Source organism: Streptomyces sp. NPDC001507 (assembly GCF_042894765.1).
GTDB lineage: Bacteria > Actinomycetota > Actinomycetes > Streptomycetales > Streptomycetaceae > Streptomyces.
In genome coordinates this window covers 587,441-601,841 of the sequence record NZ_JBIAVV010000004.1, presented here as the reverse complement: position 1 = coordinate 601,841, position 14,401 = coordinate 587,441, and the positions used below count along the sequence as shown (strand labels likewise).

At 68.2% G+C, this 14,401-nt stretch carries 14 protein-coding genes and 3 pseudogenes; 7 read left to right on the top strand and 10 right to left on the bottom strand.

From position 1 onward, the window contains the following. Positions 1–137: 137 nt before the first annotated feature. Positions 138–611 carry a hypothetical protein gene (locus tag ACFY0K_RS16530; protein WP_390640416.1) on the top strand — a complete coding sequence of 158 codons (474 nt, stop codon included), beginning with the start codon at positions 138–140 and terminating at the stop codon, positions 609–611. Between the two features lie 353 nt (positions 612–964). Here the strand turns inward: ACFY0K_RS16530 and ACFY0K_RS16525 are convergent, their stop codons facing one another. From ACFY0K_RS16525 to ACFY0K_RS16515, 3 genes and pseudogenes are all read right to left on the bottom strand, one after another. After that, positions 965–1,171, bottom strand: coding sequence for a hypothetical protein (locus ACFY0K_RS16525; RefSeq protein WP_390640415.1), 207 nt, complete (start codon positions 1,169–1,171; stop codon positions 965–967). 504 nt (positions 1,172–1,675) lie between these two features. Continuing rightward, positions 1,676–1,807: pseudogene (locus ACFY0K_RS16520) on the bottom strand (site-specific integrase); the annotation flags it as partial. Positions 1,808–1,822: 15 nt separating this feature from the next. Continuing rightward, the gene (locus ACFY0K_RS16515) at positions 1,823–3,058 is read right to left on the bottom strand and encodes an IS701 family transposase (RefSeq protein WP_390640534.1); all 1,236 of its coding nucleotides are present in this window, start codon (positions 3,056–3,058) and stop codon (positions 1,823–1,825) included. A gap of 176 nt (positions 3,059–3,234) precedes the next feature. On the opposite strand from ACFY0K_RS16515, the gene ACFY0K_RS16510 reads away from it, so the two are divergent. Next, positions 3,235–3,555: a hypothetical protein gene (locus ACFY0K_RS16510; RefSeq protein ID WP_390640414.1), complete on the top strand. Its 321-nt coding sequence runs from the start codon at positions 3,235–3,237 to the stop codon at positions 3,553–3,555. Positions 3,556–3,651: 96 nt separating this feature from the next. On the opposite strand, the gene ACFY0K_RS16505 is transcribed toward ACFY0K_RS16510, so the two are convergent. From ACFY0K_RS16505 to ACFY0K_RS16495, 3 genes and pseudogenes are all read right to left on the bottom strand, one after another. Next, complete coding sequence (locus ACFY0K_RS16505; protein ID WP_390640413.1) at positions 3,652–3,915, bottom strand: hypothetical protein; 264 nt, start codon at positions 3,913–3,915, stop codon at positions 3,652–3,654. A gap of 391 nt (positions 3,916–4,306) precedes the next feature. Further along, positions 4,307–4,603, bottom strand: coding sequence for a ribosomal protein L7/L12 (locus tag ACFY0K_RS16500; protein WP_390640412.1), 297 nt, complete (start codon positions 4,601–4,603; stop codon positions 4,307–4,309). A 14-nt stretch (positions 4,604–4,617) separates the two neighbouring features. Then, positions 4,618–4,758 (bottom strand): annotated as a pseudogene (locus ACFY0K_RS16495) (site-specific integrase); the annotation flags it as partial. 579 nt (positions 4,759–5,337) lie between these two features. Here ACFY0K_RS16495 and ACFY0K_RS16490 point away from each other — a divergent pair. Next, positions 5,338–6,972, top strand: a complete 1,635-nt coding sequence (locus tag ACFY0K_RS16490) for a hypothetical protein (RefSeq protein ID WP_390640411.1) — start codon at positions 5,338–5,340, stop codon at positions 6,970–6,972. 164 nt (positions 6,973–7,136) lie between these two features. Then, on the top strand, positions 7,137–8,303 hold the full coding sequence (locus tag ACFY0K_RS16485) for a CapA family protein (RefSeq protein WP_390640410.1): 1,167 nt from the start codon (positions 7,137–7,139) through the stop codon (positions 8,301–8,303). Positions 8,304–8,538: 235 nt separating this feature from the next. Here ACFY0K_RS16485 and snpA read toward each other — a convergent pair. After that, a pseudogene (snpA, locus tag ACFY0K_RS16480) lies at positions 8,539–9,189 on the bottom strand (snapalysin); the annotation flags it as partial. A 642-nt stretch (positions 9,190–9,831) separates the two neighbouring features. On the opposite strand from snpA, the gene ACFY0K_RS16475 reads away from it, so the two are divergent. Continuing rightward, a complete protein-coding gene (locus tag ACFY0K_RS16475; RefSeq protein WP_390640409.1) occupies positions 9,832–10,803 on the top strand; it encodes an alpha/beta fold hydrolase in 972 nt (323 codons plus the stop codon). Positions 10,804–10,866: 63 nt separating this feature from the next. Here ACFY0K_RS16475 and ACFY0K_RS16470 read toward each other — a convergent pair whose 3' ends face one another. The 3 genes from ACFY0K_RS16470 to phoU form a co-directional block, all read right to left on the bottom strand. After that, entirely contained in the window at positions 10,867–11,115 is a 249-nt protein-coding gene (locus ACFY0K_RS16470) for an SCO4226 family nickel-binding protein (protein WP_352360807.1), read from the bottom strand. A gap of 137 nt (positions 11,116–11,252) precedes the next feature. Further along, the gene (locus ACFY0K_RS16465) at positions 11,253–11,408 is read right to left on the bottom strand and encodes a hypothetical protein (RefSeq protein ID WP_361300005.1); all 156 of its coding nucleotides are present in this window, start codon (positions 11,406–11,408) and stop codon (positions 11,253–11,255) included. Positions 11,409–11,548: 140 nt separating this feature from the next. Further along, positions 11,549–12,238, bottom strand: a complete 690-nt coding sequence (gene phoU, locus ACFY0K_RS16460) for a phosphate signaling complex protein PhoU (RefSeq protein WP_181801023.1) — start codon at positions 12,236–12,238, stop codon at positions 11,549–11,551. Between the two features lie 224 nt (positions 12,239–12,462). On the opposite strand from phoU, the gene ACFY0K_RS16455 reads away from it, so the two are divergent. Both ACFY0K_RS16455 and ACFY0K_RS16450 read left to right on the top strand, forming a co-directional pair. Then, complete coding sequence (locus ACFY0K_RS16455) at positions 12,463–13,719, top strand: sensor histidine kinase (protein ID WP_382720882.1); 1,257 nt, start codon at positions 12,463–12,465, stop codon at positions 13,717–13,719. Next, on the top strand, positions 13,716–14,396 hold the full coding sequence (locus ACFY0K_RS16450) for a response regulator transcription factor (protein ID WP_010358452.1): 681 nt from the start codon (positions 13,716–13,718) through the stop codon (positions 14,394–14,396). Before ACFY0K_RS16455 ends, ACFY0K_RS16450 begins: the two co-directional genes overlap by 4 nt. Positions 14,397–14,401 lie beyond the last annotated feature (5 nt).

Here is a 14,401-nt window from a genome sequence, read left to right as displayed (position 1 = left end):
TTCATGGATGGGCTGGTCGCCGGTCCTGAAAACCGTCGTGGCGCCAGGGCTCTAGTGACTTCCTCCGCCCGACAGGTGTGTCGGTCGCGGTGGTGGGGAGAGCAGGACCGACAGACACACAACGGAGGGGACGATTCGTGTCGGCGTGGGAGAAGAAAGCGGCAGAACAGGCCAAGCGTGCCGCGAGCCGTACAGGCGAAGCCCTGTTGACGGACGCGGTTGGAGAGGGTCTCGCGGCTGTCACGTACGCAGTGCTGCAGGGCGCATTCACGGCTCAGAGGCCGCGTGTCTGGTTGGATACGCGATGCTCGGCGGCCAACACTTGGATTCGAGGCGAGGACATCGTGAGCGCCCGCGTGCGCGAAGGTGACGACAACGCGGATGGACAGTTCGTCCTAGAGGTCTTCGTCCCGGGTCTACCCACTGCTGATGAGTGGTTGACTGTCGCCACAGGTAGGAGTGAGTGGTTCGAATTGAACGCGGCCGAGCAATTGCTGACTCTTCTGGAAGAGACGGCCCGTAGTGAAGATGACGAGCCGCCGGCAGTCTTTCTGACGATCCACGGGGAGACAAACGACAAGCAGGGCCTCGCCGTGGATCGCAACTATTGACGACAGAGAGACGGGTGCTGGCGCGGACCTGCGGGTGAAGAGAAGACTGCGCTCGCAAGCCGGGGTGGGGCTGCTCCTCTTCGCGAGTGAGACCGGGGCGACGCCGCCGGGCCCTCTCTGGGCCCTCCGAGGTCGATCAACGACGACCAACAACGACCAACAACGACGGCCTAACCGCAGGTCAGCTGAGGTGAGCACCCCCCTGACCAGGGCCGGAAAACGGGCCCGCCAGACCCAGGGCAAGAAGAAGTAAGCCTGAAGGATCAAGCCCCTCACCTGCTGTTTCTCTGCGGGTGAGGGGCTTTTTGGTGGCCTGGGGCCGTCTGTGGGCCGTCAGGCGCTTGATCGGGCCGTCAGGTGCGTCGACGCCAGCGTTGGATGCGGACGTCGAGGACGATCAGCGCGGCCGTGGGGATGGCGATCCCGGCGGGAACGTTGGCCCAGAGGGCGAGTGTCCCGCCCGCCGTGCCGATGAGCGCGATCGGTCGATCACGAAGGTGGATGTCGACGGTTACGCCGACGCGTGGGACCATGAAGCCCTCCAGCTGTGCTCGGTTCACTTCGCAAGGTGTTTTCTGGGGCGTGGCAAGGGAGACGAATGCCGCCCGGCCAAGGGCGGCATTCGCATGCCGCGGAAACTTTCCCATAGTCATCACGCGCCAGACAAACGCACAGCTAAGAGCCGCCTTGTTCGTTTGCGTAGACGGATTGTCCACCGTCGTGGACGGCTGGAGGGTTCCAATATTCTTGGAATCTTTCAAAGACTCTCCAATCTTTCCAGGAGTAGCCTCGTGTCGCCCTGTGCCGCTCCGTGCCGCCTCGGCGTGCGGTGCCGTCCTGCGTAACCTCGGCCGTCTAAGCCTCCAGGCCGCGGATGTTGTTGCACGCCAACTAAGGACCCCTGCTTCTCGTAAGGGGAGAGGAGTCCGATTAGTTGTTAGGCCTTACCGGCTAGCTTTGCTGGATCAGCTTTACGGCGTTACCGGTTCGGCGTTATCGGTTCGACATTACCGGTTTGGTATTACGGGTTGGATGTTACGCTAACGGCTTTACGGCTTCCCTGTTTACTTTGCGGACGTATCGCTCTTCTCGTAAGTGCTGGCGATCGCCTTCCGGGTCCGTTCCTGGCTTGACGGCATGAGGTGCGCGTATACACGAAGAGTCAGGCCGGGGTCCGAGTGGCCTAGTACTCCAGCTGTAGACCGCGATCTTCATGTCTGGGCGGCTTGTCGCTGATAGTGGCTGGCCTGGGATCGAGCCTGGTGACGGCGTCGCCAGTGGGACCAGTCGAGCCGGTGGGCCGTTCCGTGGACGGGCCGGACGACGAGCACGATGAACAGGCGCTGGATCTCGTTGCAGGTGAGCGGTATCAGTCCGTCGGGCTTCGGGTGGCGGGCGTGTTCGTCGGCGCGGACGACGGTGAGGAAGGCGTGGGCGAGCATCGCGAGGGTGACCCAGCGGTGCCAGGACGTCCAACGTCTGACCTGGTGTTCGTCCAGTCCGGTCAGGCCCTTGCCGGACTGGAAGGTCTCTTCGACGGTCCATCTGCGTCCGGCGACGCGCACCAGGGTGGATAGCGGTGCCGGGGCGGCTGAGTAGCAGCGGTAGAAGGCGAGTTCGCCGGTGCGTCGGTTGCGGCGGACGAGCAACTGGTGGTGGCCGGGCCTGTCGTCGGCGAGGTCGGCCAGGGCCCAGTCGTAGAAGCGGTGCCCCTTGGCTCCGGCGCCGGCGGAGAGTTTCTGCCAGGCTTTCCGCGGCAGCTTCTTGATCAGGGCGTCGGCGCGGAAGGTGCCCGCGTGGGTGGTGATCTGGTGGTCACGGGCGACGGCGAGTACGTAGCCGACCTGCCGCTTCTCAAGGGCGGTGCGCAGGTGCGGGTTGGCTCCGTAGACCTCGTCGCCGGCCACCCATGATGCGGGGACGCCGACGTCCAGCGCGCGAGTGATCATACGGACTGCCAGGGCGGGTTTCGTGGCGAAGGCGACGTTGTCGGGTATCCCGGCGGCCCGGCAGCGGGCTGTGTCCTCGGTCCACGAGCGCGGGACATACAGCTCCCGGTCTATCGCCGCGTGCCCGAGCGGAGTCGAGTAGGCAAGGTAGACGGCGACCTGAGAGTTCTCGATGCGCCCGGCGGTGCCGGTGTACTGGCACTGCACCCCAACCGTGGCCGTGCCTTTCTTCAGGTCGCCGGTCTCATCCACGACCAGCACCGCATCCTCGTGGTGCAGATGCTCGACGACGAAGCCGCGGATGTCATCGCGTACTGCGTCGGCATCCCACTTGGCCCTCGACAGCAGGTGTTGCAGACCGTATGGGTTCGCGTCCCCGGCCTGCTCGGCGAGTGTCCAGCAGTTTTTGCGCGGCAGGTCCGACAACAGTCCGAGCACGAACGCCCGTGCCCGGCGCCGGGGTTCCACCCGGACGAAGCGTCCCGCGATACGGCCCATCAGGACCTCGAACGCTTTCTGCCAGCGGGCAGGATCTATGCTGTGACCTGCGGCCACTGCCTGATCTTCTGTCTTCACACACCGATGATCACCGGTGGCCGCACCCGTTCCCGGACCAGTCCCGACCAGCAAGATAAATGGTCGCCCGAGCGCCAGCTCTGGAGTTGAATCGGCTGATGGACATGTCCTCCCGAGAGATCCGCATGCCCCTCAGCGAGGTCGTCGCAGTACTGCAGGACCTGAACGAGTTCGTCGTTTCCCTCGACCGACTCGGATCCCGCCAGGCGGCCGGAGCCACCGACGAGTACACCGTCGGCAAGTTCATCGCCGACTGGGATGTCGCTCGGCGATTGGCCCGCGCCCGACGCGTCATCAGCGTCGCGCTGGATGCACAACTGAGCGAGGAAGACAACGCCGAGATCGACGCCCTGTGCGACCAGGGCCGCTTCTACGGGACGGACAGCGCCACCAGCCCCTCCACTGACCAGTCCAGCTGAGACAGCAAGCGCATCGGACCGGACCGATCGAGGCGGGGATCAGTTCGCCCGGGACCCGGTACCCAACCAGCAAGATCGCGATTTACAACTGGAGTACTAGTCGTCGTTCGGCAGGTACCACCCGTGCTCGCGATGCCTGGGCTCTGGTGGGTTCGGGTTCTCGCGGGCATAGGCCTCGTTTGCACGGCGAATCATCTCTGCGTCGTAGCGGTGCAGCTCGTCGTACAGTTTATCCGCTTTGTTGACATCTCCAGCGGATACGTAACGCTTTCGCAGCGCCTCGCGTTCGTCTGCGAGTTCCGCGTCGGACAGCGGGCGGAGGCTACCGAGGCCACGCGCGATGGAGTTGAAGATGCCCATACGTTGATGTTGTCACGCTGAGGGCTACCGCCGCGCTGTTGTCCGCCAATACCGCCTCGAAGGTGCGCGAAAACGCCCGGCTCGCGGCTGCTGAGATCACCCCGTCGGAAGAGGGGTGTATCACCGCCGAATGGCGGGCCGCATCCGTTGGCTGACGCCGTTCATTGGCCCCATGGCTGGGCCGTCCCTGGGCCGTCCGACGCTGCTCAACAGTGCCCGATGACGACCAACAACGACCACCAGGCGCACGAGCCCACCACCCCCGACCAGCGAAAACCCAGCTCACCAAGATCTCCGGAAAGACCCAGGGCAAGAAGAAGTAAGCGCCCACGGTAAGCCCCCTGCCTGCGGTTTCTTCGCCGGGAGGGGGCTTGTCGTTGCCTCTGGTCCGTCAAGGCGATGGGGCCGCGCGCTCTCCGGGCTCCGGCTCCTGTCTCCACTCCGCTCTGGCGCCGGCGCTCTGGAGCACAGCGACAGCCGACTGGGCCCTGTAAGCAGACAGACCCCCACGGAGGGTGACGGGCGCCTGGCGCGCCAGGTCCCGGCTGTGCCACAAGCTCTGCCCGGTCACCTTGCGCACTGCAAGGATCACATCCATCTCGCGGGGGCCGCAGTCAACGAGCACCACCTCGTGGGACGGGTCGTCGCAGACCAGCGTGTAGTTCTCGGTGGACTCTTCGTCGGACATCTCGCCCTCCTGCCTCAGCGAACGGGAGCGTATGCGCCCCCGAAGACGGCAGCCACGGCTTTTCGGGTGCATTCCTGGCTGGACGGCATGAGGTGTGCGTACACGCGGAGGGTCTGATCCGGGTCCGAGTGGCCGAGGTACTCGGCGAGGGCCTTGCCCGGTGAAGATCAGCTGCTTGGTCACCGGAGGCCCGTGGGCCACCTTCCGCGGCAAGGTGATCTCGCCTTGGCGGACCCACAGCCGCCCAGGGGCACGTAGTTTCGCTCCGCTTGGAGTGTGAAGAGGGGTGGAAATCTGCCCCATACGCCCTGACGTCGTGTGTCGTACACAGCTGAACGTCGTGGTCGGAGATCGGTCTAGTCGCGGCCGTCGCTGTGGACTAACGAGAGCAAAAAGTTGATCAAGAAGAATCGGGGCCGTCCCAGGCGGCGCTAAGCTCGGCGCGCTCTGCGGCTCCATGCCGCAGCATCGGGGGAAGGTGGCCGGGCGCGCCGGTCGGACGCATGCCGTTCTGGAATACGCCGCGCGCACTTCTGGATGCACGCGCTGCCCCCGTGGCAAGCACAGGCACTCCATGCGGACGGGCACGCCCCGGAAAGAAGACACCTGTGAATCGAACCGCGCACAGACGCGGCTGGCTCCCGTTTCTCCTGGCCGGCGCGTTCGTGGCAGCGCTCCCGGCGGCAGCGGTCGCGGACGGGACCCCCATCGACCCGGCACTGCCGACTCCCACCGTGCCGACAGGCACAGACTGCGGCAGCGAGGGCAGCCCGGCCTGGCGTGGCCCATCCGCCCGCACCCCCGAGGGCATGACCGTCTCCATAGGCATACCGCGGTCCACGGTCAACGGGGTGACCAATCAGGGAGTCGTCCACGCGTGGGACGTGGACGGTTCACAGACGGCGGACGGGTCCGTCGACGGGACGTCGGCGAGCTACCAATCCGTCTACGTCCCCCTGCCGTTGGCGGACGGGCACACCTACGCCTGGGACGCGTCGACGTACAACGGGACCGCGTACTCGGAGGCGACCGCGCCCTGCTACTTCAGGATGGACGCAAGCCCGCCCGTCACGCCGGTCGTCACCAACCCGGACTTCCCCCCGGTAGGCGGCCCGGGGACGCCCACCAAGGCTGCCGGGCAGCCCTCCACCTTCAGCTTCAGCTCCAGCGGCGACCCCCTGCCCGCCGGATGCACGCAGGCGGGAGCTCCGGACTGCCAGTCCAGCGGCTTGGATCACTTCGAGTACGCGTGGGACCAGGAGCCCGGCATCGGAGCCGCCAGGGTTCCAGCGGACGCACAGGGCAACGGCAGCGTGACGGCCGCCCTGCCCCAGGGAATTCACACCCTCTACGTCGTCGGCGTTGATGCGGCCGGGAACGCGTCTCAGTCGCCGGCGGCGTACACGTTCACCGTTCCGTGGCAGCTCCCGCCGCCGAACCCCACCACAATCGACCTCACCCGCCCGGCGACAGCGGCCCGGGCGGTCCAACTGACCGTGTCCGGCCAGCTGTCGGCAGCTCCGTACCCCTCTGGTGAGGCAGTCCACGTGGTCAAGAGCGACCTGGCCCACCCCGCGGGGGTGGCACTGCCAGATGCGCTGCTCGCCGCCGACGGCACCTTCCGCATCACCGATGTCCCGCAGACCGGGGGAGCCAACACCTACACCGTGACCTACCCGGGTGACTCCACCCACCAGACCGTCACCGCATCTACGACCGTCCAGGTCTCCCGCAGCGCCACTGCGGTGTCCATGACCACCAACGCCACGTCGTACTCGTACGGCGCGACCGCCAAGGTCACCGCCCACCTCGGCACGACCTACAACGGCCGGACCCTCGCGATCTACGCCCAGCCCTACGGTGGCAAGAAGACGCTGCTCAAGACCGGCACGGTGGACAGCCACGGCAACCTTGCCACGAGCTACAGAATCACCCGTAAGACCACGTTCACCGCAGCATTCGCCGGAGACGACCGCTACGCCCCAGCCACGGCCGTCAGGAGCGCGTCCAGCTACGCGCAGGTATCCGAGGCACTGAGTGGCTACTACGGGAGCACCCACTACGGCCGTATTTTGTATCGGGTCTACCACCACACCGCCAAGGCCGCATTGAACGCCACGGTCGCCCCCAACAAGGCAGGCCAGTGCGTGCAGTTCCAAACTCAGCGGTACTACGGCGGCACCTGGCACACGCAGAGCACCTCCTCATGCCGCACGCTCAACACCAAAAGCACCGCCGACGCGACACCGAGCCTGGCCATGACGGTCAACAGCAAGTTCCGGGTACGGGCCGAGTACGTCCACAGCACCAAGGACACCGGCAACCTCAGCACATGGGGGACTTGGCAGTACTTCACCGTCAGGCAGTGAGAAGCGTCCGCCTGAGCCTCCCTTGACAAAGCGTTACGAAGCCAGTCGACACCAACCACTACGGTCAGCGGGTGCACGAGTCCGCCGCCGCTGGGCTGGGCTGGGAAACACGCCAGGTGGTGACCCTCCGTAGGTAGATGATTCACAGTTCGTAATATGAGTGAATGATCAGGTTCGTTGGGCGGTGCTCCGGGCGGCGGCGTGTGTGGCGGTTGTTCTTCGTCGGCCTGGTCGGGAGCGGTGTGGTGGCCAGCGCGGTGTTCGCGTTCGCGTTCCGCGCCGGGGTCGCGGGCTCGGACTCCGGCGGCGGTGCCCGGATCTCCCTACGGGCGACCAGGGCGGCGGCGCCGTCCGGGGCGGCGGCACCGCCGCGTCCGGTCGGGAACGTGCGGATCTCCGCCGTGGGAGACATCGTCATGGGCTCGCTGCCGGACGACCTGCCGCCGGACGACGGCGCCTCGTTCTTCGATCCCGTCGACGACCTGCTCACCGGCGATGTGGTGCTCGGGAACCTGGAGGGGACGCTCACCACCGGCGGTGACAGCAAGTGCGACCACATCGACGGCCCGAACTGCTTCGCGTTCCACGCCCCGCCGTCCTACGGCGGCCTGCTCAAGGAGGCCGGGTTCACGGTCCTGAACACGGCGAACAACCACATCGACGACTTCGGGGCGGAGGGGCGGCGCCAGACGTTCGCCGCGCTGCGCTCCGCGAACCTGCCGTTCACCGGCCGTCTGGGCCAGATCACCGTGCAGCGGGTACGCGGCATCAGGGTCGCGGTGCTCGGGTTCGCTCCCGACCGGGGGGCCAACGACCTCACGGACATCCCCGCGGCACGGCAACTCACCGCCCGCGCCGCGGCGATGGCGGACATCGTGATCGTCGTCATGCACGCCGGCGCGGAGGGCCCGGACCGCACCCACGTGGAACCCGGCACCGAGTACTTCCTCGGCGAGGACCGCGGCGACAGCTACCGCTTCAGCCGCGCGGTGATCGACGCCGGCGCCGACCTCGTGGTGGGCAGCGGCCCGCACGTGATGCGGGGAATGGAGTTCTACAAGGGCCGCCTGATCGCCTACAGCCTGGGCAACTTCTCCGGCTACAAGGTGCTCGGCCTCGGCGGCACCCTCTCGACCAGCGGAGTGCTGCAGGTCACCCTCGGCACCGACGGCACCTACGTGTCCGGGCGGCTGCGCCCGACCCTGATCGTGGCGCCCGGTACGCCGGAACCGGGCGGAGATGCGATCGACCTCGTCTCCGCCATGTCGGAGGAGGACTTCGGCCCGCACGCCGCCCGGATCTCGGCGAACGGCACGATCCGGCGCCCGTAGCCGGCTGCGGCCTGGAACGCGGTCAGCCCCAGAGGATGCCCATGAGCGGGCCTCCCCGAACCTGGCCCGGTGCCGTGTTCGGCATCTGCGGCATCTGCGGCACCTGCGGTGTCTGCGGCATCTGGGGTGTCTGCGGCGGCATCTGAGGTGTCTGCGGCATCTGCGGTGTCTGAGGTGCGACGTTCACCGAGGTGCCGGGCTGGTTCGCCGTGCCCCCCGTGGTCTGCTGCCCGCCTCCGCCGGCCCACAGCTGCTCGACACGCGAGCGCTCGGTGGCGTTCGGGTAGCGGTTGGTGCAGGACGGGCCGGGGCCGCCGCCCGACATCAGCTCACTGCACGGCCCGCTGTAGTCGTCCTGCAGACCCAGCACGTGCCCCGTCTCGTGGGCGACGACACGGACCGAGTCGTACTGCCGGGCCTGGGAGTAGTCGATGAAGATGTAGCCGCTGCCGTGGCCGTTCGTCGAGGCGTAGGACCCGCGCGAGTCGTTGCCCTCGCGGTAGGAGAAGTCGGCGCCGCTCGCAGAGGACTCCTTGAGCTTGACGTCGGACTCGGAGCTGTTCCAGATCGAGGCCGCGCTCGCTATCTGCGAACGGAAGCTCGGCGCCTGGGAGGCGTTGTAGTAGACGGTCACCGCCTGCGCGCCGGACTGTGCCGCGCGCTTCGCGGCGACCGACTTGAGCACGGCCTCGAAGAACGCCTTGTTGCCGGCCGCCTCCTCGCCCGTCCCGTCGTACCGCGCCACGGAGGAACCGGTGGCGGCGGAGCGGGGGGCGGACGGGGCGGCGGACGCTTGCGCACTCGCCGGCACCGCCGTGCCCAGCGCGCCGGAGGCCAGGCCCAGGCCGAGGGCGAGGAGTCTCGCGGACGTTCGGGACGACTTCATGTGGGGGGCTCCTACTCACTCGGTGACGCCGAGCGTCCGGTGCGTGGTCGACGTTGCGTGAACACCGGTTCCGAACTGCGGCGACGTCCTGTGGGTCGAATTCTTAGAACGGCCTGACAGGGAGCGCAAAGGGCCCCCACAACTACGTCGCCTCGTAGGTCCCGGGACCTCGCCGGGGCGGCGCACGGAGCTCCGGTCCGCATTCGGCGGGGTGCGGGCAAGCTGTCACGACGTCAGAAAGCGTGCGGTGCAAGGGAATGGGCGCGGCTGTCGGCCGGGCGGAATTCCGGGAAACCCGTCGGGGTCCGCATAAGTCCCAAGACGGACAAATACTCAGATGTCCGCCACATCGGATCTACTAAGCATGCCGGTAGGTACGCGAATGGCTGTGATGGACGTCATAGAACGTGAGCTTCCGTCCCTTTCGCTCCCCGTCGCCCCCTTGGTGGCACCGGGCGCCGACACCCGGCCGCGGTTTGCCGAACCGGCAAACGGGCTCGGCCCCCCGGCGCGCGGTTTCGCATGATCGGTGGAGGACCGGCGCCGATTGGCGACGGTCCCGAAGGGCAAGCAGGGCCAGCCCTGCCGGCAGGGCTGGCAGAGCTGGCACGGCAAGCAAGGCAGGCAAGTCGAGGAGGGCATATGGCAGCGCGGCATCGGTCGGTCGTCGCGGACGGACGGCGAATCCATCTCGTCGAGCAGGGGGAGGGCCCCCTCGTACTGCTCGTGCACGGGTTCCCCGAGTGCTGGTACTCCTGGCGGCATCAGCTGCCGGCGCTCGCCGCGGCCGGGTACCGGGCGGTCGCCGTCGACGTGCGCGGGTACGGGCGTTCGTCCGGGCCGGTCGCGCCGGACGCGTACCGGATGACCGAACTCGTGGCGGACAACGCCGAGGTCGTGCGGTCCCTCGGCGAGGAGTCGGCGGTGGTCGTCGGGCACGACTGGGGCGCGGCCGTCGCCGCGAACTCCGCGCTGCTGAGGCCCGAGGTGTTCAGGGCCGTGGGGCTGCTGAGCGTCCCGTACACCCCGCGCGGCGGGCCGCGGCCCAGTGACGTCTTCGCGGGGATGAGCGGCGGGGACGAGGAGTTCTACGTCTCGTACTTCCAGGAGGCCGGGCGTGCCGAGGCCGAGATCGAACCCGATGTACGGGGCTGGCTCGCGGGCTTCTACGGTGCCCTGTCCGGCGACACCATGCCCGGACCCGGCGTCCCCGACCCGCACTTCGTCGGCAAAGGGGGCACGCTCCGGGAGCGGTTCCCCGCCGGACGGCTGCCCGGGTGGCTGAGTGAGCGGGATCTCGACGTCTACGCCGGGGAGTTCGAGCGCACCGGACTGACCGGGGCGCTCAACCGGTACCGGAACATGGACCGCGACTGGGAGGACCTCGCCGCCTACGACGGCGCCCCGATCACCCAGCCGTCCCTGTTCGTCGGCGGCGGCCTCGACGCCTCCACGACCTGGCTGGCCGACGCCATCGAGGCGTACCCGGTGACCCTCCCCGGCCTGGTCTCCGCCCACATCCTCGACGGCTGCGGGCACTGGATCCAGCAGGAGCGGCCCGACGAGGTCAACCGGCTGCTCGTCGACTGGCTCGCCGCGCTGCCCTCCGCCTGAAAGGCCTCACCGGCCTGAAGGGCTTCGCCGGCCTGAAGGGCTTCGCCGGTCAGAACGGCTTCGTCAGAGCGACAGCGGCACCGGGTGGATCTCGTCCGCCGGATGGCCCGTGCGTTCGTGGACGCGCTTGACCGCCTCGGCCGAGGGCGCCTCGGAGAGGCAGTAGACCTTGCCGGAGGCGGGGTCGGCCCAGGCGCGCTCGAAGTGCACGCCCTCCTCCTTCTCGACGGCGAGGTCGGCCTCGTGGGCCTCCTTCAGCTGGTCGGCGGTGATGCCCTTCATCCCGTGGTGGACGTCCATGTAGTGCGGCATGGCTGCCACCTCCTTCGCCTTGTCCGTCCTCCCCGTCTCACCACCATGCTGCGCCCGTCACCGCGGCGCGGCATGCGAAGGGCCCCGGACCGGAGTCCGGGGCCCTTCGCTGTACTGACGTGTGCTGACGGGTTCGCTCAGCCACACTGGCAGGGGCTGCCCGACTGGCAGCCGCAGCCGCAGCCCGAGCCGCACCCGCAGGCGCCGATGACCAGGAGGTTCTTGATCTCGACGGGCTGGTCGGTCTCGTGCTGCTGCGTGGGGTCGGGCGTGGTGCTGGGGGATTCGGCCATGGATCCCTCCTAGAGGTCCCTAGATGCCCTAGAGGTAGGGCCTTGCCCATTCCATGCCCATTTCACTGGGCGCATCAACGGCGCACAGTGGCGCCCGTACGCCTGAGCCGTACCCCGCGAGCCCCCGGCCGCCCGGCGGGTCACGCCCCCTCGGCGCCCGTCACCGGCTGGATGTCGGGCTGCAGCTCGTCCGCGTGCTCGCCGGTGACCAGGAAGACGACGCGCTTGGCGACGGCGACCGCGTGGTCGGCGTACCGCTCGTAGTAGCGGCCGAGGAGCGTCACGTCGACGGCCGTCTCGATGCCGTGCTTCCAGCGGTCGTCCAGCAGGTGCTGGAAGATCGTGCGGTGCAGCAGGTCCATCTCGTCGTCGTCCTGCTCCAGCTGGAGGGCCAGGTCGACGTCCTTGGTGATGATCACCTCGGCGGCCTTGGCCATCAGGCGCTGCGCGAGCTGGCCCATCTCCAGGACGGTCGCGTGCAGGTCGTGGGGGATGGCGTTCGCCGGGTAGCGCAGCCGGGCCAGCTTCGCCACGTGCTGGGCGAGGTCGCCGGAGCGCTCCAGGTCGGCGGACATACGGAGCGAGGTGACGACTATCCGCAGGTCGGTCGCCACCGGCTGCTGGCGGGCGAGCAGGGCTATCGCACGCGCCTCCAGGTCGTGGTGGAGCTCGTCCACCTTCTGGTCCGCCTCGATGACGCTCTCGGCCAGCTTGAGGTCGGCGTCGAGGATCGCCGTCGTGGCGCGCCCGATCGCCGATCCGACCAGCCGGGCCATGTCGACCAGGCTGTCGCCGATCGAGTCGAGTTCCTCGTGGTACGCGTCCCGCATCAGGGTTCCCTCTCCTACTGTGTGTTCCATGGGGCTCCGGGGGCCGGGGCCCGTGGCCGAATCCAGCTGCGAACCCCACGCTTCCACGTTCCGGTCCCAACGCGACCGTTTCTGCCACCCCAAATGAACCAATACTGGCTCCCAGGTGAACTCTGGGCGACGAGTGTTCGAGCTGACACCTCGCGGACTGTGGGGATGTCGTACCCCCTGCTTAACCTGTTTGCATGGACGTGAACGCGGCGGTCGCCGCAGCGGCAGCGATCGCCGGGGTGCTCACCGGTGTCATCGCCATGCTGGCGTTCCGCTGGAGCGAACGCGACCAGAAGCGACCGACCAGGACTTCTCTGCACACCGACCCCGTACTGCCCCCGGGCGTGGACACCGTACTGAGCGTGCTGCGCTCCTCCGCGGTCGTCCTCGACGAAGCAGACACGGTTGTCAAGGCGAGCTCGGCGGCGTACGCCCTCGGACTCGTGCGCGGTGGCAAACTCGCCATCGAGCCCATGCTCGGCATGGCCCGCGACACCCGGCGGGACGGTGAGATACGACAGGTCGAGCTGGATCTCCCCAGGCGGGGGACCGGACGGGGCGAGGCCCTGGCCGTCTCCGCGCGGGTGGCACCCCTCGGCTCCCGGCTCGTGCTGCTCCTCGTCGAGGACCTCACCGAGGCCCGCCGCATCGAGGCGGTACGGCGGGACTTCGTGGCGAACGTCAGCCACGAGCTGAAGACCCCGGTCGGCGCGCTCTCCCTGCTCTCCGAGGCCGTCATGGACGCCTCGGACGATCCGGAGGCCGTGCAGCGCTTCGCCGGTCGCATGCAGATCGAGGCCACGCGCCTGACCAACCTGGTCCAGGAGCTCATCGACCTGTCGAGAGTGCAGAACGACGACCCACTGGAGGACGCCGAGCCCGTCCGGGTCGACGAGCTGGTCGCCGAGGCGATCGACCGGTGCCGGCACCAGGCGGGCACCAAGCAGATCACCATGGCCGCCGGCGGCACCGCCGACCTGCACGTCTGGGGCAACCGCGGCCAGCTCGCGGCCGCCCTCGGCAACCTGGTCGAGAACGCCGTGAACTACTCCCCGGCCCGCACCCGGGTCGGGATAGCCGCCCGCCGGATCAACGCGACCGGCGGCGACATGATCGAGCTTGCCGTGACCGACCAGGGCATCGGCATCACCGACAAGGACAAGGAGCGCATCTTCGAGCGCTTCTACCGCGTCGACCCGGCCCGCTCACGGGCCACCGGTGGCACCGGCCTCGGCCTCGCCATCGTCAAGCACGTGGTCGCCTCGCACGGCGGGGAGGTCACGGTGTGGAGCGCCGAAGGCCAGGGCTCCACTTTCACCCTCAGGCTGCCGGAGGCGGGCGTGGCCCGCGATCGCGCATCGCAGCACCCCGACCCCGACCTCGAAGACGAGGCCGGTACCACCGAGTCATCCCCGTACGAACCGCTTCCCGCCCCGGAGGTCCTTCCGTGACCCGAGTGCTCGTCGTCGAGGACGAGGAGTCCTTCTCCGACGCCCTGTCGTACATGCTCCGCAAGGAGGGCTTCGAGGTCGCCGTGGCGGCCACCGGCCCCGACGGACTCGACGAGTTCGAGCGCAACGGCGCCGACCTCGTCCTCCTCGACCTGATGCTGCCCGGCCTGCCGGGCACCGAGGTCTGCCGCCAGCTGCGCGGCCGCTCCAACGTCCCCGTCATCATGGTGACGGCCAAGGACAGCGAGATCGACAAGGTCGTCGGTCTCGAAATAGGAGCCGATGACTACGTCACCAAGCCCTTCTCCTCCCGCGAGCTGGTCGCCCGTATCCGGGCCGTCCTGCGCCGCCGCGGCGAGCCGGAGGAGGTCACCCCGGCCGCCCTGGAGGCGGGCCCGGTCCGCATGGACGTCGACCGCCACGTCGTGACGGTCTCCGGCTCCAAGGTCGACCTCCCCCTCAAGGAGTTCGACCTCCTGGAGATGCTCCTGCGCAACGCCGGCCGCGTCCTCACCCGCATGCAGCTCATCGACCGCGTCTGGGGCGCCGACTACGTCGGTGACACCAAGACCCTCGACGTCCACGTGAAGCGCCTCCGCGCCAAGATCGAGCCGGACCCGGGCGCCCCGCGCTACCTGGTGACGGTGCGTGGTCTCGGTTACAAGTTCGAGCCGTAAAAACC

What these genes read in the sequence shown, in the direction of transcription:
- ACFY0K_RS16515 (WP_390640534.1), bottom strand. Translation starts at nt 3,058, where the DNA reads ATGGGCCGTATCGCGGGACGCTTCGTCCGGGTGGAACCCCGGCGCCGG.
- ACFY0K_RS16510 (WP_390640414.1), top strand. Translation starts at nt 3,235, where the DNA reads ATGGACATGTCCTCCCGAGAGATCCGCATGCCCCTCAGCGAGGTCGTC.
- ACFY0K_RS16505 (WP_390640413.1), bottom strand. Translation starts at nt 3,915, where the DNA reads ATGGGCATCTTCAACTCCATCGCGCGTGGCCTCGGTAGCCTCCGCCCG.
- ACFY0K_RS16500 (WP_390640412.1), bottom strand. Translation starts at nt 4,603, where the DNA reads ATGTCCGACGAAGAGTCCACCGAGAACTACACGCTGGTCTGCGACGAC.
- ACFY0K_RS16485 (WP_390640410.1), top strand. Translation starts at nt 7,137, where the DNA reads ATGATCAGGTTCGTTGGGCGGTGCTCCGGGCGGCGGCGTGTGTGGCGG.
- ACFY0K_RS16475 (WP_390640409.1), top strand. Translation starts at nt 9,832, where the DNA reads ATGGCAGCGCGGCATCGGTCGGTCGTCGCGGACGGACGGCGAATCCAT.
- ACFY0K_RS16470 (WP_352360807.1), bottom strand. Translation starts at nt 11,115, where the DNA reads ATGCCGCACTACATGGACGTCCACCACGGGATGAAGGGCATCACCGCC.
- ACFY0K_RS16465 (WP_361300005.1), bottom strand. Translation starts at nt 11,408, where the DNA reads ATGGCCGAATCCCCCAGCACCACGCCCGACCCCACGCAGCAGCACGAG.
- phoU (WP_181801023.1), bottom strand. Translation starts at nt 12,238, where the DNA reads ATGCGGGACGCGTACCACGAGGAACTCGACTCGATCGGCGACAGCCTG.
- ACFY0K_RS16455 (WP_382720882.1), top strand. Translation starts at nt 12,463, where the DNA reads ATGGACGTGAACGCGGCGGTCGCCGCAGCGGCAGCGATCGCCGGGGTG.